The following is a 19992-nucleotide window of genomic DNA, read 5'->3' as shown; positions in this document are numbered from 1 at the left end:
TTTAAAAGCCCTGGAAGAGCATTTCGAGCGCCGCCACGATCTCTTCCTGGTGACGAACAAAATTCGTTCGCGGCTCCGACAGGCGCGACAGCGGAACGGTCGCGATCAAGTGCGCAAACATGATGTATTGCTTGCCATCGATGGTGAAGGTGGGATTGAGCCTGCGTATGACCTTCACCGACGCGGTCGCAGGGAGCAGCGGCGCCACTACCCTCGTGTTGAGGTCACTCAAGAGATCGGCCTGAAGTTCGAGCAGGAAGCCGTCGCCCGAGGGGTTGGGAAACACATCGTATCTGGCCATCAGGCTTGCTGCGGCTCGTCTAGCGGCAGGCCCTGCTTTTCCGCGTAATCATTGAGGCTCTGGATGACGTCGCGATTCTCGATCTTCCAAAGCCGCGCTTTTTCCTCGCTCACCGCTTTGGCGATGCTTTCCTCGGCAACGCGCGAGATGTTGATGTCGAGATTCTTGGCCTCGACGACCAGACGGGCGTCGAGAGTAAGGTTGGTCGGCTTTCGCACTACGGAACGGGCCCCGGCGCGCATGACGCATTCCCAATCCAGAAGACGCGCATATCCTATGCGCATGAATGCCGGCCTTGCAACCGGTCAAGGAGAAATCCGGCCCGACTACCCTTCCATCTCCTCGCGCAGCATTTCGAGTTCAAGCCATTCGTCTTCCAGCGCCTTCAGGGTCGCGCGCTCCTTGTCCAGCGCGGCGATGGTCTTCTGGAAACCGCCGGGATCGCGCGTGTAGAAGGCGGGATCGGCTATGCGGTCCTCCAGCGCCGAGATTGAAACGGATACCGCCTCCATCTTCTTCGGCAGGTTCTCCAGCGCGAATTTCTGCTTGAAGGAGAGTTTTTGCGCCGGTGCCTTCGGTGACGGCTGCGCGGGCTCGGTCCTCGGCGCGGAACCGTTGTCCGGTCTGGCATCCTTGCGCCGGTCCGCGAGTTTCGTGCCGCCGCGCTGCGCCAGCATGTCGGAATAGCCGCCGGCATATTCGATCCAGCGGCCGCCGCCGTCCGGCGCGATGACGCTGGTGACGGTGCGGTCGAGAAAGTCGCGGTCGTGGCTGACCAGCAGCACGGTGCCGGCATAACCCGCCACCAGTTCCTGCAACAGATCCAGCGTCTCCATGTCGAGGTCATTGGTCGGCTCGTCCAGCACCAGCATGTTGGAGGCGCGCGCCAGCACGCGCGCCAGGATAAGCCGCGCCCGCTCGCCGCCGGACAGTTCACGGATCGGCGTACGCGCCTGCTCTGGCTTGAACAGAAAATCCTTCATGTAGGAGACGACGTGTTTTTCCTCGCCATTGACGACGAGGTTGTCGCCACGCCCGTCGGTGAGGAAATGCGAGAGCGTTTCTTCCGGGTCGACTGCCCGCTTCTGGTCGAGCGTGGCGATCTCCAGATTGGCGCCGAGCCGGATCGAGCCGGTGTCCGGCGCGAGGTCTCCGGTCAGCATCTTCAGCAGCGTCGTTTTTCCCGCCCCGTTCGGCCCGACCAGGCCGATCCTCGCGCCGCGCGCAATGCGGGTTGAAAAATTGTCGACCACGGTGAGGTCGCCGTAGCGCTTGCCGATGCCCTTGGCCTCGATCACCAGTTTTCCGGATTCGGAAGCATCGGCAGCGGCAAGGTTGACCAGCCCCTCGGGTCCGCGATGGCTGCGCAGGCGCTGGCGCATGTCCTGAAGGTCACCGAGGCGGCGCATGTTGCGCTTGCGCCGCGCGGTGACGCCGTAACGCAGCCAGTGCTCCTCGCGCACGATCTGGCGCGCCAGCTTGTGCTGGTCGCGTTCCTCTTCCTCCAGCACCGTGTCGCGCCACGCCTCGAAATGCGCGAAACCCTTGTCGAGCCGGCGCGTCTGGCCGCGGTCCAGCCAGACGGTGGCGCGGCTGACGCGCTCGAGGAAACGGCGGTCGTGCGAGATGACGATGACGGCGGAACTCGACCGGTTGATCTCGTCCTCCAGCCATTCGATGGTTTCGAGGTCGAGATGGTTGGTCGGCTCATCCAGCAGAACGATGTCGGGCTGTGGCGCCAGCACACGGGCGAGGGCGGCGCGCCGTGCCTCGCCGCCGGACAGGTTTTCCGGTTCCTCCTCGCCCGTCAGGCCGAGATTTTCCATGAGATAGGTGGCGCGATACGGGTCGTCTGCCGGCCCGAGGCCGGATTCGACATAAGCGCGTACAGTGACAAAACCTTCCATGTCGGGAATCTGCGGAAGATAGCGTATCGTCGCCGAAGGCTGGCGGAACACCTCGCCGTCCTGCGGCTCGATCAGTCCCGCGGCAATCTTCAGCAGCGTCGATTTTCCCGACCCGTTGCGGCCGACCAGCGCGATGCGGTCGCCGGCGGACGCCGAAAGGGCAGCCCCGTCAAGCAAGGGCGTGCCGCCAAAAGTCAGGCGTATGCCGTCGAGGGCAAGCAGCGGAGGAGCCATGTCGGTCTTTCTATTCCTGCCCGGCCGGGGCGGCAGTCGGATGGACGATCAGCATGGCGCGGCCGCCGCGGACGGTGATTTTCAGAAGACCGTCGGTTTCGTTGGAGACGGTCCATGACGAGCCGAAAGGCACCTCCACATCGTACAGTGGCCACTTTGCGCCGGTCACCGTCAGGCCGGAGAGTTCCGAGAAGGCGATGACGCTGAACAAGGTATTGTTCGGATAAGAAAATTTGGACTTTCCGCTGAGCGGAAACCCCTCCTGCGTACCGCTGGTCAGTGCCACCGGAATCCCCTTCTCCGCCAGGCGGATGGCCAGCGTCAGATGCAGGAATTCGTGGTCGCTGCGTTCGCCACCGAAAGCGCCGACCAGCAGCAGCGAGGTGGCGCCCAGCGACAGCGCAATGTCGGCGGCAAGCTCTCCGTCCGTCTTGTCCTTTTCGCGTGGAAACCCCTGCCGCTGCACCGCCTTCAGATGGTCCGGCAGCGTCTCCGGCTCGGAATCGAAATCGCCGACCCACAGTTCCGGCACGATGCCGAGGACCGCCGCGTGCTTCATTCCCGCGTCGGCCGCGATGACGCGCGATCCCGCGACACGGCGCGCGACGGCGGGCGTGGGGAAAAGGTCGCCGCCAAGCAGGATGGTGAAAAGGCTCATGCGGCAGGGCTCTATCACGGCGGCGGCGGAAAACGGAAGCCGACAAAGCCGCTTGCGCGCATGCGCCGCCGGGCCTATGGTCCGCCCCGCTCTAACGGGGTGCCGGCTGCGGGAAATCGCTGACCGGCTGAGAGGCTAGACGCCAACCCGCTGAACCTGATCCGGCTCGTACCGGCGGAGGGATTAGAAGCGATCGGACAGTCCGGCGCCCATTCCCTTCAATTCAAACGATGGAGGCGCCGATGCGCAAGACGTTTACGATACTGCTCCCCGCCCTGCTGGCACTCGGCCTTGCGCCGGCGGCCGCTGAGGAAAAGACCCTCACCGTCTACAGCTATGAGAGCTTCAACTCCGAATGGGGTCCAGGCCCGCAGGTGGAAAAGGCTTTCGAGGCCGAATGCGGCTGCGACCTCAAATTCGTCGGCGTGGCCGATGGCGTCGCGCTGCTCAACCGCGTGAAGCTGGAAGGCGCCGGCACCAAGGCTGACATCGTGCTCGGCCTCGACACCAACCTGACCGCCGACGCCAAGGCGACCGGCCTGTTCGCGCCCTCGGGCGTCGACACGTCGGCCATCAATGTGCCTGGCGGCTGGAGCGACGACACTTTCGTGCCGTTCGATTACGGCTACTTCGCCGTCATCTACGATTCCGAAAAACTGCCGAACCCGCCGAAGAGCCTGCATGAGTTGGTCGACGGCGACCCGGCGCAAAAAATCGTCATTCAGGACCCGCGCACCGCGACTCCCGGGCTTGGCCTGCTGCTCTGGGTGCGCTCCGTCTATGGCGACGATACCCCCGCTGCCTGGGCAAAACTTCGCAAGCGCGTGCTGACCGTCACGCCGGGCTGGAGCGAGGCCTATAGCCTGTTCACCAAGGGCGAGGCGCCGATGGTGCTGTCCTACACCACCTCGCCAGCCTACCACATCGTCGCGGAGAACACCGAGAAGTACAAGGCCGCGCCGTTCTCCGAAGGCCACTACCTGCAGGTCGAGGTGGCCGGCATGACCACCACCGGCGCCGCCAATCCGCTGGCAAAGCAGTTCCTCGCCTTCATGACCGGCCCGAAATTCCAGGACGTCATTCCCGAGACCAACTGGATGTTCCCGGCGGGGAAAACCGACAAGCCGCTCAACGCCGCCTTCGACACGCTGGTGAAGCCGGAAAAGACGCTGATCTACAGCCCCGAGGAGGTCGAGGAGAACCGCAAGGCCTGGGTCGACGAGTGGCTTTCGGCGATGAGCGAGTAGGTCGTCAATAACGTATGCTCGCCGCTATCCACCCCCCTCTGGCCTGCCGGCCATCTCCCCCTCAAGGGGGGAGATTGGCTGTTTCGGTGCCGCTTCCAATCTCCCCCCTTGAGGGGGAGATGGCCGGCAGGCCAGAGGGGGGTGGGACAGGTTCTTCCTCTCCCCAGGAACACCCCTAGATGCCGGCGTCACCGATCGACCGCCGCATCCTCGCTGGCATAACCGCCCTCACGGCAATCGGTATCTTGATCGGTGGCGCGTTTCTCGGGCTCATCCTCGAAGGTTTCGGCGACTGGTCTGGCGCCATCGCCGCCTTTGACAGCTATCTCCTGCGCATCACGCTGTTCACGGTCTGGCAGGCGGCACTGTCGACGCTGCTGTCGGTCGCCCCTGCCATCCTGCTGGCCCGCGCCCTTTCGCGCCACCCAGCCTTTCCCGGCCGTGCGCTGATCCTGCGGCTGTTCGCGCTGCCGCTGGCGCTGCCGGCGATCGTCGCCGCGCTCGGCCTGCTCGAATTGTTTGGCCGCGCCGGCTACCTTGCCGGCGTGCTCGGCTGGCTTGGCGGCGGCGACTGGCCCGGCATCTACGGCCTCTCCGGTATCCTCGTCGCGCATGTCTTCTTCAACCTGCCGCTGGCGACACGTCTGTTTCTCGAAGCGTTGAACACCGTGAGTTCCGACCAGTGGCGGCTGGCGAGCCAGCTCGGCATGCACGCGGGACCGTCCTTCCGTTTCATCGAATGGCCGGTTTTGCGCTCCGCCCTTCCCGGCGTCGCCGGGCTGGTGTTCATGCTGTGCATCACATCCTTCACGCTGGTACTGACGCTCGGCGGCGGGCCCCGCGCGACGACGCTGGAGGTCGCGATCTACCAGGCGCTGCGCTTCGATTTCGATCCGGCGCGCGCGGTGACATTGACGATATTGCAGATCGGGCTGACGGTTGCGGCGGTGCTGGCGCTGGCGCGCCTTGGCGCCAACATGACCGGCGAAGCCAATCTCAGCGTCGCATCGCTACGCCCGCCGGCGGCCGGCAAGGGTGAGACGGCGCTCAACGCGATCCTGCTTGGCCTGGCTCTGCTCTTCGTCGCAGGGCCGCTGGTTGCGACGCTGATGTCCGGTCTGCAGGCCGACCTTCTCCGCCTGGCAGGCGAGGCCAGCGTGCAGAAGGCGACGGCGACGAGCGTCCTTCTGGCGCTGACGGCTTCCGCCCTCTCGGTGGCGCTGGCATGGTCGTTGGTCGCGGCGCGTCGGGCGCTGGCAGCATCCCGCCGCTCCGGCTCACTGCTGGAACGCATGATGGACACGGGCGCGGGCTTCGTGCTGGTCGTGCCGCCGATCGTCATCGGCGCCGGCTGGTTCCTGCTGGTGCGCCGCCACGCCGACGTGTTTGCAATCGCGCCGGTCATGATCGTCACCGTCAACGCCGTCATGGCGATGCCGTTCGCCATCCGCGCCATCCGCCCGGCCCACGACGCGGCGGCGGAGCGTCACGACCGGCTATGCGCAGGGCTCGGCATTTTCGGCTGGACCCGGCTGAAACTCATCGACTGGCCGGTGCTGAAGCGGGCACTTTCCACGGCCGGTGCGTTCGCCATGGCGCTGTCGCTGGGCGATCTCGGTGTCGTCGCGCTGTTCGGCAGCGATTCCGTGCAGACTCTGCCTTACCTGCTGCTGGCGCGCATGGGGAGCTACCGCACGGCGGATGCCGCCGGCGTCGCGCTGCTGCTCGGCCTGCTCTGCCTGGCGCTTATGATGATCGCCGACCGGTTCGGCAGGGAGCCCGCCCGATGACAGAAGCCGGCATCCGGATCGACGGCGTGCGCTTCCGCTATCCGGAGATGGAGTTGCTGTTCGACGCGGTCATCCCGCCGAAAACCATCACCGCCGTGATGGGGCCGAGCGGTTCGGGAAAATCGACACTGCTCGACCTGATCGCCGGTTTTCGGACACCGGAGGCCGGGCGCATCCTCGTCGGCGATCGGGATGTCACAATGCTGCAGCCGGACCAACGTCCCGTGTCGATGGTGTTCCAGGAAAACAATCTCTTCGCCCATCTCAGCGTGGAGAAGAATGTCGGGCTTGGCCGCTCGCCATCGCTGAAACTGTCACCGGCCGATCACCGGGACGTGGCGGATGCTCTCCAGCGAACCGGTCTTGCCGGCAAGGAAAAGCGCCTGCCCCGCGAGCTTTCCGGCGGGGAGCGGCAGCGCGTTGCGATCGCCCGCGTGCTGGTGCGCAACCGCCCGGTGCTGCTCATGGACGAGCCGTTCGCGGCACTCGGCCCATCACTGCGCGACGATATGATGGACCTGATCACCGCGGTGCAGGCCGAGCGTGGCCTCACGGTCGTGCTGGTGACGCACCATCCGGAAGACGCGCGGCGTGTGGCCAGCCACATGATATTCATCGACGAAGGAAAGGTGGCTGCGGCCGGCCCTTCCACCGATTTCTTCGGCAAAACTGGACCCGAGGCGTTCCAGCGCTATATCGGTCAAACCGGCTCTGCCGACGAATTGCTGAGAATCGCCCGCAAGCCGACATAATTGTGAGGCAGACGAGGCCTTGCTACCTTACTGTCGTTGTGTTCGGAATGTATATGGTCTTGCCCGCACAACGCATGGAAGGCGAGATTCGCCCGCGGCCACAAACGAGAGGATTGAGCCCTGCCGGACGTCCTGAACAGACGCGAAGTTTCGTATGCTTTCCTGCGTGCGAATGCCCGGCGTCTGGTGGCGCTGGCCTTTGCGGTGTTCCTCGCGGGCTGCGAGAGCTTTCCGTCGAGCGTCGAAGAATCGAACTTCCAGCCCTCGGACAAGCCGGTCACGGTGGACACCGTCACCCGAAACGACCGGCTGGCGGAACTGGCGCGCGCCCAGCATCCGCGTATCCTGGCCACCTATGGCGGCGAGTATTCCGACCCGAAACTGGAGCGCATGGTCGCGAAGGTGGTCGGCAGCCTGACCACGGTTTCGGACAATCCGACCCAGAGCTACCGCATCACCATCCTGAACTCGCCCAACGTCAACGCCTTCGCACTGCCGGGCGGCTATCTCTACGTGACGCGCGGCCTGCTGGCGCTCGCCAATGATTCCGCGGAACTGGCGGCGGTGATCGCGCACGAGATGGGCCATGTCACCGCCAATCACGGGCTGGCGCGCCAGCAGAAGGAGGCCGAGGAGGTGCTCGCCAGCAAGGTGGTGAGCGATGTTCTCGGCGAGACGCCGACCGCCAGGGTGGCGATGATCCGCGGCAAGCTCAGGCTCGCGCAGTTCTCGCGCAACCAGGAACTGGAGGCCGACGCGATCGGCATCAAGACCAGCGGGCTGGCCGGCTACGACCCCTATGCGGCCGCGCGCTTCCTTCAGTCGATGGCGGACTACAGCAATTTCCGCTCGATCAGCGGCGCCACCGATCCCAGCCTCGACTTCCTTGCAAGCCATCCCAACGCGCCGCAGCGCATCGAACTGGCGCGCGCGCATGCCAGGCAGTTCGGGCAGCCAGGCACCGGCGCCACCGATCGCGACTCCTTCCTCGCGGGCATAGACGGGCTCCTCTTCGGCGATACGCCGGAGGAAGGTTATGTGCGCGGCAGCACCTTCCTGCATCCGGGGCTGGGCATTTCGTTTTCGGTGCCTTCGAACTTCGTCATCGACAACACCGCCGCCGCTGTCACCGCCACCGGGCCGGGCGACGTGGCGATCCGCTTCGACGGGGTCACGCTCGACCGCAAGGTTTCGCTGCCCGACTACATCCGCTCCGGCTGGGTGACCGGCCTGGACACCGCAAGCGTGCGAGCCGAGACGATCAACGGCAACGAGGCGGCAATCGCCAGCGCGCGCGCCGAAGGCTGGCAGTTCGACATCACGGTCATCCGCGTCGGCGGCCAGGTCTACCGGCTGCTCACCGCCGCGCCGGTCGCTAATACGACCATCAACGTCATCGCGCGCTCGGTCGGCGGCAGCTTCAAGGCGCTGAGCGCCAGCGAGAAGGCGGCGCTGAAGCCGCTGCATGTGCGGGTCATCACGGTGAAGGCTGGCGAGACCGTCGGCACGCTGTCGGCGAAGATGGTGGGGGTCGACCGCAAGCTCGACCTGTTCCGCCTGCTCAACGCGCTGTCGCCGGTGGCGTCGGTGTCGGCCGGCGACAAGGTGAAGATCATCACGGATCAGTAAGCCGGCGGCGCCCGAGACTGGCCGATTGATCGTGCCTCCTTCGAGGCTCGCCTCGAAAGCCCACAACACGTTGAAATTATGCCATAGTGTTCGCGGGTGAGCCTCGAAGGACGCACCTGCGCAACAGCCCTCCTCGAGGCAGTGCCGTCAGGCGAGGAAAGCCGAACTGCCGCTGACCAGCGCGACGCGCAGCTTCTCCAGCGCGCGGCTTTCGATCTGGCGCACGCGCTCCTTGGAAATGCCCAGCGCTTCGCCCAGCGATTCCAGCGTGGCGCCCTCGTCCTGCAAGCGGCGTTCGGCGATGATCTGCCGCTCACGGTCGTTGAGCACGCCAAGCGCCTTGTGCAGCCAGCCGGAGCGGCGTTCGACGTCGATCGTCTCGCCGACGATTTCGTCAGGCAGCGGGGCGTCGGAAATCAGAAAATCCATCCGGTCCGCCGATCCGGAACCCTCGTCGTTCATCGGGGCGTTCAGCGAGGAATCCGGGCTGGAAAGCCGCGAATCCATCAGCGCCACGTCGGCTTCGGAAACACCAAGCTCGGACGAGATCTCCTTGTAGAGCGCCGGGCCGGTCAGCATGTTGTCGCCCCTCGCGAGCCGCGCCCGCAGCCGTCGCAGATTGAAGAACAGCGCCTTCTGCGCTGAACTGGTGCCGCCGCGCACGATCGACCAGTTGCGCAGGATGTAGTCCTGCATCGAGGCGCGGATCCACCATGTGGCATAGGTCGAGAAACGGACTTCGCGCTCCGGTTCGAAACGCGCCGCCGCTTCGAGCAGGCCGACATGGCCCTCCTGGATCAGGTCGCCCATGGAAAGCCCGAAATGCCGGAAGCGGGCCGCCATCGAGATCACCAGCCGCATATGGGCGACGGTGATGCGGTGCATGGCGTCCTGATCGTGGTTGTCACGCCAGCGCTGGGCAAGTTCCAGCTCTTCAGCGCGCTCCAGATATGGCGCCGCCATCGCCGCGGCGATCATCGATCTTCTGGCTTTGTCGTCCATGACCGTCGTCCCGAATAAAGGGCCCCGTCCCGGAAAATCTAAAACCGGCAAAGTGGAAAGATCACGGGAACGACGATGACGAGAGCGTGATCCCCACGCACATGCGCCGCCCGGGAGACTTCAACGCTCCGCACTTGGCGCAGAACGCGGGTTTTCACCGATTGTTCCGGTGGGAATCGCACGACTTCGTGAACAGCGCCGATCGGTCGGCGCGAATAGTCGATGGTTCAGAAACAAAAAACCCGGCGCGAGGCCGGGTTTCGGGGATTGGCAGAAGAAAACCCGTCAGGCAGCTTCTTCCTGCTCGGCTTCCTCATTGTCGGCCTTGGCGCCACGCTTCGGACCTTTGGCGAGGTTGGCCTCGATCATGCGCACGGCCTCGGTCTCCGAGACGCGGTTCACCGCCGCGATCTCGCGTGCCATGCGGTCGAGGGCAGCCTCATAGAGCTGGCGTTCCGAATAGGACTGCTCCGGCTGGTTCTCGGCACGGTAGAGGTCGCGCACCACCTCGGAGATGGAGATCAGGTCACCGGAATTGATCTTCTGATCGTATTCCTGCGCACGGCGCGACCACATGGTGCGCTTGACGCGGGCACGACCCTGCAGGACCTTCAGCGCCCGTTCGACATAGTCGGTCTCGGACAGCTTGCGCATGCCGATGGCGGTCGCCTTGGCGACCGGCACCTTGAGGCGCATCTTGTCCTTGGCGAAATCGATGACGAAGAGCTCGAGCTTGTGGCCGGCGACCTCCTGCTCGTCGATCGACACGATCTGGCCGACGCCGTGAGCCGGATAGACGATGAATTCCCCGCTCTTGAACCCGTGACGAACCGGGGACTTCTTCTGCACTGGTGCCGTTGCCATTACGCCGTGAACTCCTGTTGCGCCGCCGGCACCCCGTGCCGGCCGACAAATGGATCGGCTTTTCGCCGAACGAGAGCCGCCAGAGACAACACGAACCCTTCCGGAAAAGCCTCGACCGGGGTAATGCCTAAACGGCAAAACCCAGCCCAAGTTGCCTTGGCCGGATGGAACTACACCTTTCAGTGATAGAGGCTCTTCGCCATTAAACGACGACGTGTCTGCGGCATGTTTTTATGGGGTAGCATAAAAACGGGCAAGAATCAAGAATTTACTGCACCCGCGAAGACGGATGCCAGCGCAAGGCCTTTCGCCCGCACTGTCCGCACATTTCCAAAACCGCCGGAGCGCGGGCTTCTTGTCAGTCGCCTTCGCCGGGTTCCGGCGAAAAATACTTCTCCAGCTTGTTCTCCACCCCGTCGAATTCCTTGGCGTCCGGCGGTTCGTCCTTCTTTGTGGTGATGTTGGGCCACTTGACCGAATATTCGGTGTTGAGCTTCAACCACTTGTCCAAGCCGGGCTCGGTGTCGGGCTTGATGGCGTCGGCCGGGCACTCCGGCTCGCAGACGCCGCAATCGATGCACTCGTCCGGATGGATGACGAGCATGTTCTCGCCTTCGTAGAAGCAGTCGACCGGACAGACCTCGACGCAGTCCATGTACTTGCACTTGATGCAATTGTCGGTGACGAGGTAGGTCATATCGAGGCTCCGGCGGCTTGCCGCTCATCGGTCATTGGGTGACGTAATTCCTTTGCCGCACGCTGGCAAGGGTCAGGTTTGCGCCGCTAAGCCGCAGGACGGAATGGCGTTTCGGAACATGGGGCGAGCAAGCATGGACATGGTCCAACATCGTCTCGATCTAGGACCCATCGCGCAACCGGTCGGTCTGCCGCCGCTCCTTCTTGGTGGGGCGGCCGCTGCCGATGTCGCGAACCGCGGGAAGCGCGTCCGGCAAGGATTTCTCGCTCGCGGATGGCGGCGAGAGGTCCTCGTAGAGAGTGCGGGCTTCCTCCGCCGGTCCCCGCCGGCTGCCCGGCAAGAGCACCTTATAGACCAGGATACGGCGTTCGAGCGTGATGGTGAGCGTGTCGCCGGGCTGCACCAGGTCGGAAGCCTTGTCGCTTTTTTCGCTGTTGATCCGCACCCTGCCCGCCTGCGCGAGCTTGGCGGCGAGCGAGCGGGATTTGACGACGCGCGCGAAAAACAGCCACTTATCAATGCGTTGCCGCGCCTCGACCATTACTTCTTGAGCTGATCGCGCAAGGCGGCGAGTTTTGCGAAAGGCGAATCCGGATCGAAACGAACGGGGCGTTCTTCGCGCGGCTTGGCCTGAAAATTGGGCTTCCCGCCGTCCTTGTTGCGGTGATCGGGTCGGTTTCCGCGATCCGGGCGCTCTCCGCGATCCGGCCGGTTGCCGTCCGCTTGCGGCCGGTTGCCGTCAGGCTTCCCCTTGAACCGGCTGCGGTCGAATTTCGGTTTGTTTCCAGGACGTTGATCGGACTGTCGCTGGTCGCCTGCCGGTGCTCCCTCGGGACGGTCACGCCGCGGACCGCGCGCATCGCGCTGGCCTTCCGGTCTTGGACCCTCGTGCCGCTGGCCATCCCGCCGTTGTCCGTCTCCACGAGACTGGCCATCCCGCTGCGGGCGATTGCGGTCGCCATGGCGATGATGTCGCGGACGCTGCTCGAAACGGATAGGGCGCCACAAAAGCAATGGCTTAGGCTCTTCGACCGGCATTTCCGGCGTCGCGGCCGGCGCCGCGTCAACAGATTTTTCCTCTGCCTTTTCAGAGCCTTGCGCGGAATCGGCGACGAGTTCGGCCGATTCAGGCTGACGCAAGGTGCCGTCGAGCTTGCCGTCACCCTCTTTTTCCCTGACGGAGCCAGCGGATTCCTCTTCCGACACGACGCTGGCCGTGCCGTCCTCATGAACCGCTTCAACCTGCTCGATCGGCTCCGACGCCGCTACAATCGAGGACGCTCCCTCCGGCTCGACCGACACGGCCTCGTCCGGTGCGACGACCTCATTCTGGACCACTGCGATCTCGGTCCCCTCAGCCCCTGCCGTTTCATCAACCACCGTCTCGGTGGCTGCTTCGGCTCCGGCGGCGTCATCAGCTTGAACAGCGGCATCACTGGATTCGGTGGCCGCGACTTCGATGGCCATCCCGGTGTCAGCCTCGTCCTGATTAGTCCCGGACGATCCGGCCAACGCGGATTCGGCGTCCGCGGAAACGGACCCTTCTTCTCCGGTGGCGGCCGCAACGGCACCGTCTCCTGCGACAACCTCGGCAGGTGAAGCGGATTCGGCACCAGAATCGGCGGCCGGTTCGGCACCGTTCGCGGCCTCGTGCGCCGCCTTTTCGGCAGCGGCTTCCCTTGCCGCCTTCTCGGCGGCGGCGGCTTCCTGCGCGGCGGCGCGGTCGGCGGCGGCCTTGGCAACGGCTTCCCGGGCGGCGAGGTCCAGGGCTTCTAGGCGCGACTTGACGTCGACGGCCGGCTTCGGCTCGGAACGATAGCCGAGGCCTTTCAAAATATCCTCGATGTCCTCGCCGGTGGCGCCGAGGATCGACATCATCGCCGGTGTGACCAGGAAGGCGCTGCCGTCGAAGGCACCATCGGGGCGCAGGCCGGTGCCGGGCTTCCACGACAAAGCCGGACGGATCAGGTCGGCCAGACGCTCCAGAATGTCGACGCGAACGGCCCGGCGGCCAAGGATGCGGAAACCGGCGAGAGCGTAAAACGCCTTGTCGAACACGGCATTGACCAGAACAGACGTGCGGCCGGCGGCAAGCATGTGGACAACGTCGCCAAAGCCGGGCTTGTCCTTGCCGTCATTCTTCAGCGACCAGAGCAGCGTGATGATGCTGGCGGGCGCCGGCTTGATGAGGGCTGGAACAAAGATGTGGTAGGCGCCGAAGCGCACGCCGAGCCGGCGCAGCGCAGCGCGGCCTTCCTGGTCGAGCGACTTCACCTCGTCGGTGATGTCGCGGCGGTTGATCAACCCGAACTGCTCGACCAGCCGGAAGGCGATGCCGCGGGCAATGCCGGTCAGTTGATCGGCCTGCTTCAAATCGATCAGCGGCTTCAGCAAGGTCTCGATCTGGAACGTTACGAAACGCTCGGCCCGCGCCGCGACCTTGTCGCGTGCCGGTCCCGTCAACTGCTCGTCGGCGAGCAGGATGACGCGCGGCTTCAGCGCGTCCTCGGTGGCGGCCAGCGTGCCGATCGGCGCGCCGATCCAGCGCAGGATGCCATCGGAGGCCAGCGCGATGTCGTGATTGGCGCACAGCGCGAATTTTTCGGCGCGCGTCTCGAACTCGGCCGCCAGCGCCTTTTGGGCAGCGGCGCGCACCGCCTTGGCGTCCTCGCCGCCGGCGCTCTGGTCGGCGGTGAAACGGAAGCCCTGCAGGTCGCCGACATGGTGGCCTTCGACATTCACAGTTCCGGACGGGTCTATTTCGGCTTCAAGCATCGTATTTTCTCTAAGGCGCCGCATGAGGACGGAAGTCCTGCGATCAACGAAGCGTTTCGTCAACCGCTCATGCAGCGCATCCGACAATCTGTTTTCGATCTCGCGCGTTTTTTCCTGCCAGTGCAGCGGATCGGCCAGCCAGCCAGGCCGGTTCGACACATAGGTCCAGGTGCGGATCTGGGCGATGCGGTTGGAGAGCGTGTCGATATCGCCGTCGGTGGAATCGGCGCGACGCACCTGCTCGGCCATGTAATCCTCGTCGACATGGCCGCGCCGGGCGATGTCGGTGAAGATCGAGCCGACGAGTTCCGAATGCTGCGCGGGTGCGATGCGGCGATAGTCGGGCAGCGAGCAGACGTCCCACAGCAAAGCTACCTGCTGGCGGCCGACAGCCAGCCTCTGGATATCGGGATCGCGGGCGAGTTGCTCCAGCGCGCGGGCATCGACCGCGGGCAGCGCGCGCGTCAGCCCCTCGACCGGCGTCGGCGTCTCGATCGAATGCCGCAGCGCGTCGAGGCTGGAGAAGTCGAAATGCGCGGTGCGCCATTGCAGCACCTTCACCGGCTCGAAATCGTGGCCCTCGATCTTCTCCACCAGATCGTCGTCGAGCGGATCGACCTGGCCGGTCACACCGAACGTGCCGTCCCGCAGATGCCGGCCGGCACGCCCGGCGATCTGGCCGAGCTCCGCCGCGGTCAGCGCCCGGTACTGGAACCCGTCGAATTTCCGGTTCTGGGCGAAGGCGACATGATCGACGTCGAGATTGAGGCCCATGCCGATCGCGTCGGTGGCGACGAGATAATCCACGTCGCCGGACTGGTAGAGCGCAACTTGCGCGTTTCTGGTGCGCGGGCTGAGCGCACCGAGTACCACCGCCGCGCCGCCGCGCTGGCGGCGGATCAGTTCTGCGATGGCATAGACCTCGTCGGCGGAGAAGGCGACGATGGCCGAGCGGCGCGGCAGGCGGGTGAGTTTTTTCGACCCTGCATAGGCCAGATGCGACAGGCGCGGCCTTGTCACCACCGAAATGCCGCGCAGCAGTTTTTCCAAAATGCCGCGCATGGTGGCCGCACCCAGCAGCAGCGTCTCCTGCCGCCCGCGCAGATGGAGGATACGGTCGGTAAAAATGTGGCCGCGCTCCAGGTCGCCGGCGAGCTGGATCTCATCTATGGCGACGAAAGCCGCGTCGGTCTCGCGCGGCATGGCCTCCACGGTGCAGACGGAATAGCGCGCGCCGGCCGGCGTGATCTTCTCCTCGCCGGTGATCAGCGCGACCTTGTTGGCGCCGACCTTTTCGCAGACGCGGCCATAGACCTCGCGCGCCAGGAGCCGGAGCGGCAGGCCGATGACGCCGCTTTCATGGGCAACCATTCGCTCGATGGCGAGATGGGTCTTGCCGGTATTGGTCGGCCCCAGAACGGCGGTCACATCGCGCCCGGAAAGGATCAGCGGGTCGGTCTTGAACTGGTGGAGATTCATCGGATCGGAAATCGGCCCTTCGTCAGGGTTGCGGCGCGGCACCCGGAAACAGCCGGGTCACGGGATCTAGGCAAGCCGTCCCCTCCCGCCACAGATAGGGTTTTCGGGCTGGAAACGAAAGCCTTAGTTTTCTGCTCGGTCGGTTGATTCGCGGAACGAGTCTGGAACGAAACGGAGACGAATCGCTGACTCCGGCTGATTCAGGGTTTGTTCCTTTGGTCCATGGCTAGTCCGTTCGGGCTATCTTGTTGATCCTGAATCCAAAATCGATTCAACGGAATCCTTCACCGGCACGCTCGAAGCGTGCAGCTAAACCCTTGTACAACCGCTTTTTTTTGCGTGTCGGCAGCGATAGAGTGTGAGTCGTGGTCAAGGAGGGAATTTTGCCATGTCAAAGCGATTGATCGCTGAATTTATCGGTACGTTCTGGCTTGTGTTGGGTGGTTGCGGCAGCGCCGTGCTGGCCGCGGGTTTTCCCGAGTTGGGCATCGGGTTTCTTGGCGTTGCCCTGGCGTTCGGACTGACCGTGCTGACAATGGCCTATGCGGTGGGCGGCATTTCCGGCGGTCATTTCAACCCGGCGGTGACCGTGGGACTGTTTACCGGCGGCCGGTTCGAGGCAAAGGACGTCATTCCCTACATTATCGCGCAGGTGGTGGGCGCGATCGTCGCGGCAATCGTTCTTTATGCGATCGTCAGCGGCAAGGCGGACTTCGCCGGCGTCGGCGGCTTCGCCTCCAATGGCTACGGCGATGCGTCGCCGGGCAAATACTCTTTGCTGTCCGGCCTGATCATCGAAATCGTCATGACGTTCATCTTCCTGTTCGTCATCCTGCGGGTGACGTCGGGTGACGTTCCCGCCGGCTTCGCGCCGATCGCCATCGGCCTGTGCCTGACGCTGATCCACCTTATTTCGATCCCCGTGACCAACACCTCGGTCAACCCGGCCCGCTCGACCGGCGTGGCGCTATTCGCCGAAGGTCCGGCGCTGGCGCAGCTCTGGCTGTTCTGGGTCGCCCCGCTGATCGGCGGCGCGTTGGCCGGCATCGTGCATTCGGCGCTGTTTGGGAAGAAGTGAGGGCCGGGTCTCCCTCCCCCTTGAGGGGAGGGTGGCCGCGTAGCGGCCGGGTGGGGTCGCCGCGGCCAAACTCCACCCTCGCTTTGCGTCGGAGCATTTCATCACCGACCCCACCCCGCGTCAAAAACCTCGCGTTCCGCTCGGTTTTCTCCGCGACCCTCCCCTCAAGGGGGAGGGTAAGCCCCGGGCAATGTCGGCATCACGTAATATACTGCCCGCCATTGGCCGTGAGCGTCGAGCCGGTGATGAAGCCGGCCTCGTCGGAGGCGAGGAAGACCACGCAGCGGGCGATCTCGTCCGGCTCGCCGAGGCGGCCGACCGGGATTTGCGCCACGATCGATTCCCGTACCTTTTCCGGCACGGCCATCACCATGTCAGTGCCGATGTAGCCCGGCGCGATGACGTTGACGGTGATGCCCGCGCGGGCCCCCTCCTGAGCAAGCGCCTTGGTGAAGCCGATGTCGCCGGCCTTGGCGGCGGAATAGTTCGCCTGGCCCATCTGGCCCTTCTGACCATTGATCGACGAGATGGTGATGACCCGACCGAATTTGCGGTCGCGCATGCCGGTCCACAGCGGATGCGTCATGTTGAAGGCGCCGCTTAGGTTGGTGTCGATGACCTCGCGCCACTGCTGCGGGGTCATCTTGTGGAACATGGAGTCCCGCGTGATGCCGGCATTATTGACCAGCACCTCGACCGGGCCGAGATCGGCCTCGACCTGCTTGATGCCGGCTGCGCAAGCGTCGTAGTCGGCGACCGACCATTTGTATGTTTTGATGCCGGTCTCGGCGGTGAACTTTTGGGCCGCCTCGTCATTGCCCGCATAATTGGCAGCAACTTTGTAGCCGGCGTTTTTCAAAGCAATTGAGATGGCGGCTCCGATTCCACGAGAACCACCGGTGACCAACGCTACTCGTGCCAAGTTTTTCTCCCTCTAGTTGACGCCCAGCTTATCGGCTTCGATTGCCAGTTCTTCATCAGCCTCGTTCGTGAAGGCTTCAGGCAGCCTACGCAGTTGCGCACCAGCTTTCCAGTTCCGCGGACGCATTTTGGGCATAAACCACGCGCACGCCTCGACCTGCACCCAATAGCGCCGGCGTGCGACACAGCCACAATACCCGTCATCCTCGTATCCGAACTCGACGCCACAACACTGGCAGATGTCGTGCGACGGGGTTGCAGCGTCCGCACCCCAGGGCAGATTGGGATAACAATTGTAGCCGCAGACGCGACAACGATAGCGGTCTGCGACCTCTGTGAAAGAAGCGACCTTATTCAGCGTCGCCTCCCAGCCTCAGTTCAAATCGCCTCGACGCACATCGCGACACCCATGCCGCCGCCGATGCACAGAGTCGCCAGACCCTTCTTGGCGCCGCGGCGGCGCATCTCGAAGACCAGCGTATTGAAGACGCGGGCGCCCGACGCGCCGATCGGGTGGCCGATGGCGATGGCCCCGCCATTGACGTTGACGATATCGGGGTTCCAGCCCATGCCCTTGTTGACCGCGCAGGCCTGGGCGGCGAAAGCCTCGTTGGCCTCGACCAGATCGAGGTCGCCGACCGACCAGCCGGCCTTCTGCAGCGCCTTCTGCGAAGCGGGGATCGGGCCGGTGCCCATGATGGCCGGATCGACGCCGGCGGTCGCCCAGGAGACGATGCGCACCAGCGGGGTGAGACCGCGGCGGGCGGCTTCGGCCTCCGTCATCAGCAGGGCGGCGGCGGCGCCATCATTGAGGCCGGAGGCATTGGCGGCGGTCACGGTGCCGTCCTTGTCGAAGGCGGGGCGCAGCTTCTGCATGGCGTCCAAAGTCGCGCCGTGGCGGATGTATTCGTCGCTGTCGACGATCGTGTCGCCCTTCCTGCCTGGAACCGTGACGGCGACGATCTCGTCCTTGAACTTTCCGGCCTTCTGCGCGGCCTCGGCCTTGTTCTGCGAAGAGAGCGCGAACTGGTCCTGCGCGTCGCGGGTGATCTGGAACTGTTTTGCGACGTTTTCCGCCGTGTTGCCCATGTGGTAGCCGTTGAAGGCATCCCACAGCCCGTCCTTGATCATCGTGTCGATCAGCTTGAGGTCGCCCATCTTGGTGCCGGCGCGCAGATGCTGGCAGTGGGCCGACAGCGACATCGATTCCTGTCCGCCGGCGACGATGATTTTTGCATCGCCCGAAGCGATCTGCTGCATGCCGAGCGCAATGGCGCGCAGGCCCGAGCCGCAGACCTGGTTGAGGCCCCAGGCGGTGGCCTCCTTCGGCACGCCGGCCTTGATCGCGGCCTGCCGCGCCGGGTTCTGGCCCTGGCCGGCCGTGAGCACCTGGCCGAGAATAACCTCGTCGACTTCGCCGGCCTCGACGCCGGCGCGCGCCAGCACTTCCTTGACCACGACGCTGCCCAGGTCATGCGCGGGGGTTGCGGCGAAAGCGCCGTTGAAAGAGCCGACCGGGGTGCGGGCCGCGCTGGCGACGACGATGGCATCGGACATGCTTGCTTCTCCAGACCTTGGCGACGGCCTTGCCGTCCTGTTTCCCTGGACTTCATGTGGCCTTGTCCCACGGGCCGTGTCAAACTGGAAAATCAGGGGGCAGGCATGCGTGGCGCGAAGCCGCATCCATGCTGCGCAGCATTTTTCCTGTCGCAATGCCACCCGGAAATCCCGCACCGCACAAAGCGCTTGGATTTGTGACGGTTTTGCGCGTATCCTCCCCGGACGCGCAATCGTTACCGGCCGCTTACCCAGCGGCACGGTATCCCCGGGAGGACGTTGATGGCCGCGAAGGACGAACCCGTCGTCATCAAGAAATACGCGAACCGCCGTCTCTATAATACGGGCACAAGCACTTATGTGACGCTTGAGGACCTTGCCGGCATGGTGAAGCGCGGCGAGGATTTCAGCGTGCAGGACGCCAAGACCGGCGAGGACATCACCCATCCGGTGCTGACCCAGATCATCTTCGAGCTGGAGAACAAGGACGGGCAGAACATGCTGCCCATCCCGTTCCTGCGGCAGTTGATCTCCTTCTACGGCGACCAGATGCAGATGATCGTGCCGAGTTTCCTCGAACAATCGATGTCGGCCTTCGCCAAGGAGCAGGAACGCTTTCGCGAGCAGATGAAGTCGGCCTTCGGCAAGACGCCGGTCGACCTGATGAAGATGGCGCCGCCGATGAAGGCGCTGGAGGAGCAGACGCGCCGCAATATGGAGCTGTTCCAGAACGCCATGCGGATGTTCACACCCTTCCCCGGCAGCACGCCGGGCACCACCGCGCCCGAACCGGCTGAGAAGAAGCCTTCCGAAAAGGCGGACGACCTGTCCGAACTGAAGGAACAGATCGCCGCGATGCAGCGCAAGATCGACTCGCTGAGCTGAGTGGAACTCCAGGGGACAGTTCACTTCATTCCGCAGAAAGACGCGGCGCTTCAAGGTTGACGCGGGCGGAATCAAGTAAACTGTCCCGGCACTCATTTGCCTGCACCCTCCGTCACATCCGCATCACCGATTGAGGAATATTGCATTGCGTCATCGCCCGCCCCGTTGCGGGTGGACGGGCGGAGTGCTGTACTGCTTGAAAAATCGGGGACTGAA

17 protein-coding genes and 1 riboswitch are annotated in these 19992 nt (G+C 64.4%); of the genes, 6 read left to right on the top strand and 11 right to left on the bottom strand.

Annotated features, from left to right (window positions below):
- Position 1: 1 nt before the first annotated feature.
- From ABMA59_RS15120 to ABMA59_RS15105, 4 genes are all read right to left on the bottom strand, one after another.
- Positions 2-301 (bottom strand): CcdB family protein, encoded by a 300-nt coding sequence (locus ABMA59_RS15120; RefSeq protein ID WP_349006199.1) that lies wholly within the window; start codon positions 299-301, stop codon positions 2-4.
- Positions 301-543 (bottom strand): type II toxin-antitoxin system CcdA family antitoxin, encoded by a 243-nt coding sequence (locus ABMA59_RS15115; protein WP_349006198.1) that lies wholly within the window; start codon positions 541-543, stop codon positions 301-303. The genes ABMA59_RS15120 and ABMA59_RS15115 overlap by 1 nt, the downstream gene beginning before the upstream one ends.
- Before the next feature lie 84 nt (positions 544-627).
- Complete coding sequence (locus ABMA59_RS15110) at positions 628-2442, bottom strand: ABC-F family ATP-binding cassette domain-containing protein (RefSeq protein ID WP_349006197.1); 1815 nt, start codon at positions 2440-2442, stop codon at positions 628-630.
- A 10-nt stretch (positions 2443-2452) separates the two neighbouring features.
- Positions 2453-3100 (bottom strand): thiamine diphosphokinase, encoded by a 648-nt coding sequence (locus ABMA59_RS15105; protein WP_349006196.1) that lies wholly within the window; start codon positions 3098-3100, stop codon positions 2453-2455.
- An 85-nt stretch (positions 3101-3185) separates the two neighbouring features.
- A riboswitch (TPP riboswitch) is annotated at positions 3186-3300 on the top strand.
- Between the two features lie 42 nt (positions 3301-3342).
- On the opposite strand from ABMA59_RS15105, the gene thiB reads away from it, so the two are divergent.
- The 4 genes from thiB to ABMA59_RS15085 all read left to right on the top strand — a co-directional run bounded on the left by thiB (position 3343) and on the right by ABMA59_RS15085 (position 8518).
- Positions 3343-4347, top strand: a complete 1005-nt coding sequence (gene thiB / locus ABMA59_RS15100) for a thiamine ABC transporter substrate binding subunit (RefSeq protein ID WP_349006195.1) — start codon at positions 3343-3345, stop codon at positions 4345-4347.
- Between the two features lie 179 nt (positions 4348-4526).
- Complete coding sequence (thiP, locus tag ABMA59_RS15095; protein ID WP_349006194.1) at positions 4527-6137, top strand: thiamine/thiamine pyrophosphate ABC transporter permease; 1611 nt, start codon at positions 4527-4529, stop codon at positions 6135-6137.
- A complete protein-coding gene (thiQ, locus tag ABMA59_RS15090; protein ID WP_349006193.1) occupies positions 6134-6889 on the top strand; it encodes a thiamine ABC transporter ATP-binding protein in 756 nt (251 codons plus the stop codon). The genes thiP and thiQ overlap by 4 nt, the downstream gene beginning before the upstream one ends.
- Positions 6890-7075: 186 nt before the next feature.
- Positions 7076-8518 (top strand): M48 family metalloprotease, encoded by a 1443-nt coding sequence (locus tag ABMA59_RS15085; protein ID WP_349006192.1) that lies wholly within the window; start codon positions 7076-7078, stop codon positions 8516-8518.
- A gap of 147 nt (positions 8519-8665) precedes the next feature.
- Here the strand turns inward: ABMA59_RS15085 and ABMA59_RS15080 are convergent, their stop codons facing one another.
- The 5 genes from ABMA59_RS15080 to ABMA59_RS15060 form a co-directional block, all read right to left on the bottom strand.
- Complete coding sequence (locus tag ABMA59_RS15080; protein WP_349006191.1) at positions 8666-9520, bottom strand: RNA polymerase factor sigma-32; 855 nt, start codon at positions 9518-9520, stop codon at positions 8666-8668.
- A 285-nt stretch (positions 9521-9805) separates the two neighbouring features.
- Positions 9806-10384: a CarD family transcriptional regulator gene (locus ABMA59_RS15075; protein ID WP_349006190.1), complete on the bottom strand. Its 579-nt coding sequence runs from the start codon at positions 10382-10384 to the stop codon at positions 9806-9808.
- Positions 10385-10742: 358 nt separating this feature from the next.
- Entirely contained in the window at positions 10743-11081 is a 339-nt protein-coding gene (gene fdxA / locus ABMA59_RS15070; protein ID WP_349006189.1) for a ferredoxin FdxA, read from the bottom strand.
- A 160-nt stretch (positions 11082-11241) separates the two neighbouring features.
- Complete coding sequence (locus tag ABMA59_RS15065) at positions 11242-11622, bottom strand: RNA-binding S4 domain-containing protein (protein WP_349006188.1); 381 nt, start codon at positions 11620-11622, stop codon at positions 11242-11244.
- Positions 11622-15335, bottom strand: a complete 3714-nt coding sequence (locus ABMA59_RS15060) for a helicase-related protein (protein ID WP_349006397.1) — start codon at positions 15333-15335, stop codon at positions 11622-11624. The genes ABMA59_RS15065 and ABMA59_RS15060 overlap by 1 nt, the downstream gene beginning before the upstream one ends.
- A 388-nt stretch (positions 15336-15723) precedes the next feature.
- On the opposite strand from ABMA59_RS15060, the gene aqpZ reads away from it, so the two are divergent.
- Positions 15724-16413, top strand: coding sequence for an aquaporin Z (gene aqpZ / locus ABMA59_RS15055; RefSeq protein ID WP_349006187.1), 690 nt, complete (start codon positions 15724-15726; stop codon positions 16411-16413).
- A gap of 199 nt (positions 16414-16612) precedes the next feature.
- Here the strand turns inward: aqpZ and phbB are convergent, their stop codons facing one another.
- Positions 16613-17335, bottom strand: a complete 723-nt coding sequence (gene phbB, locus ABMA59_RS15050; RefSeq protein WP_349006186.1) for a beta-ketoacyl-ACP reductase — start codon at positions 17333-17335, stop codon at positions 16613-16615.
- A gap of 377 nt (positions 17336-17712) precedes the next feature.
- Positions 17713-18891 carry an acetyl-CoA C-acetyltransferase gene (locus ABMA59_RS15045; RefSeq protein ID WP_349006185.1) on the bottom strand — a complete coding sequence of 393 codons (1179 nt, stop codon included), beginning with the start codon at positions 18889-18891 and terminating at the stop codon, positions 17713-17715.
- Positions 18892-19173: 282 nt separating this feature from the next.
- Here ABMA59_RS15045 and phaR point away from each other — a divergent pair, with 282 nt between their 5' ends.
- Positions 19174-19776, top strand: a complete 603-nt coding sequence (gene phaR, locus ABMA59_RS15040; RefSeq protein WP_349006184.1) for a polyhydroxyalkanoate synthesis repressor PhaR — start codon at positions 19174-19176, stop codon at positions 19774-19776.
- Positions 19777-19992 lie beyond the last annotated feature (216 nt).

This window comes from Mesorhizobium yinganensis, assembly GCF_040081985.1.
In the GTDB taxonomy this organism is placed as follows: domain Bacteria; phylum Pseudomonadota; class Alphaproteobacteria; order Rhizobiales; family Rhizobiaceae; genus Kumtagia; species Kumtagia yinganensis.
This window is presented reverse-complemented; position numbering and strand designations above follow the sequence as displayed.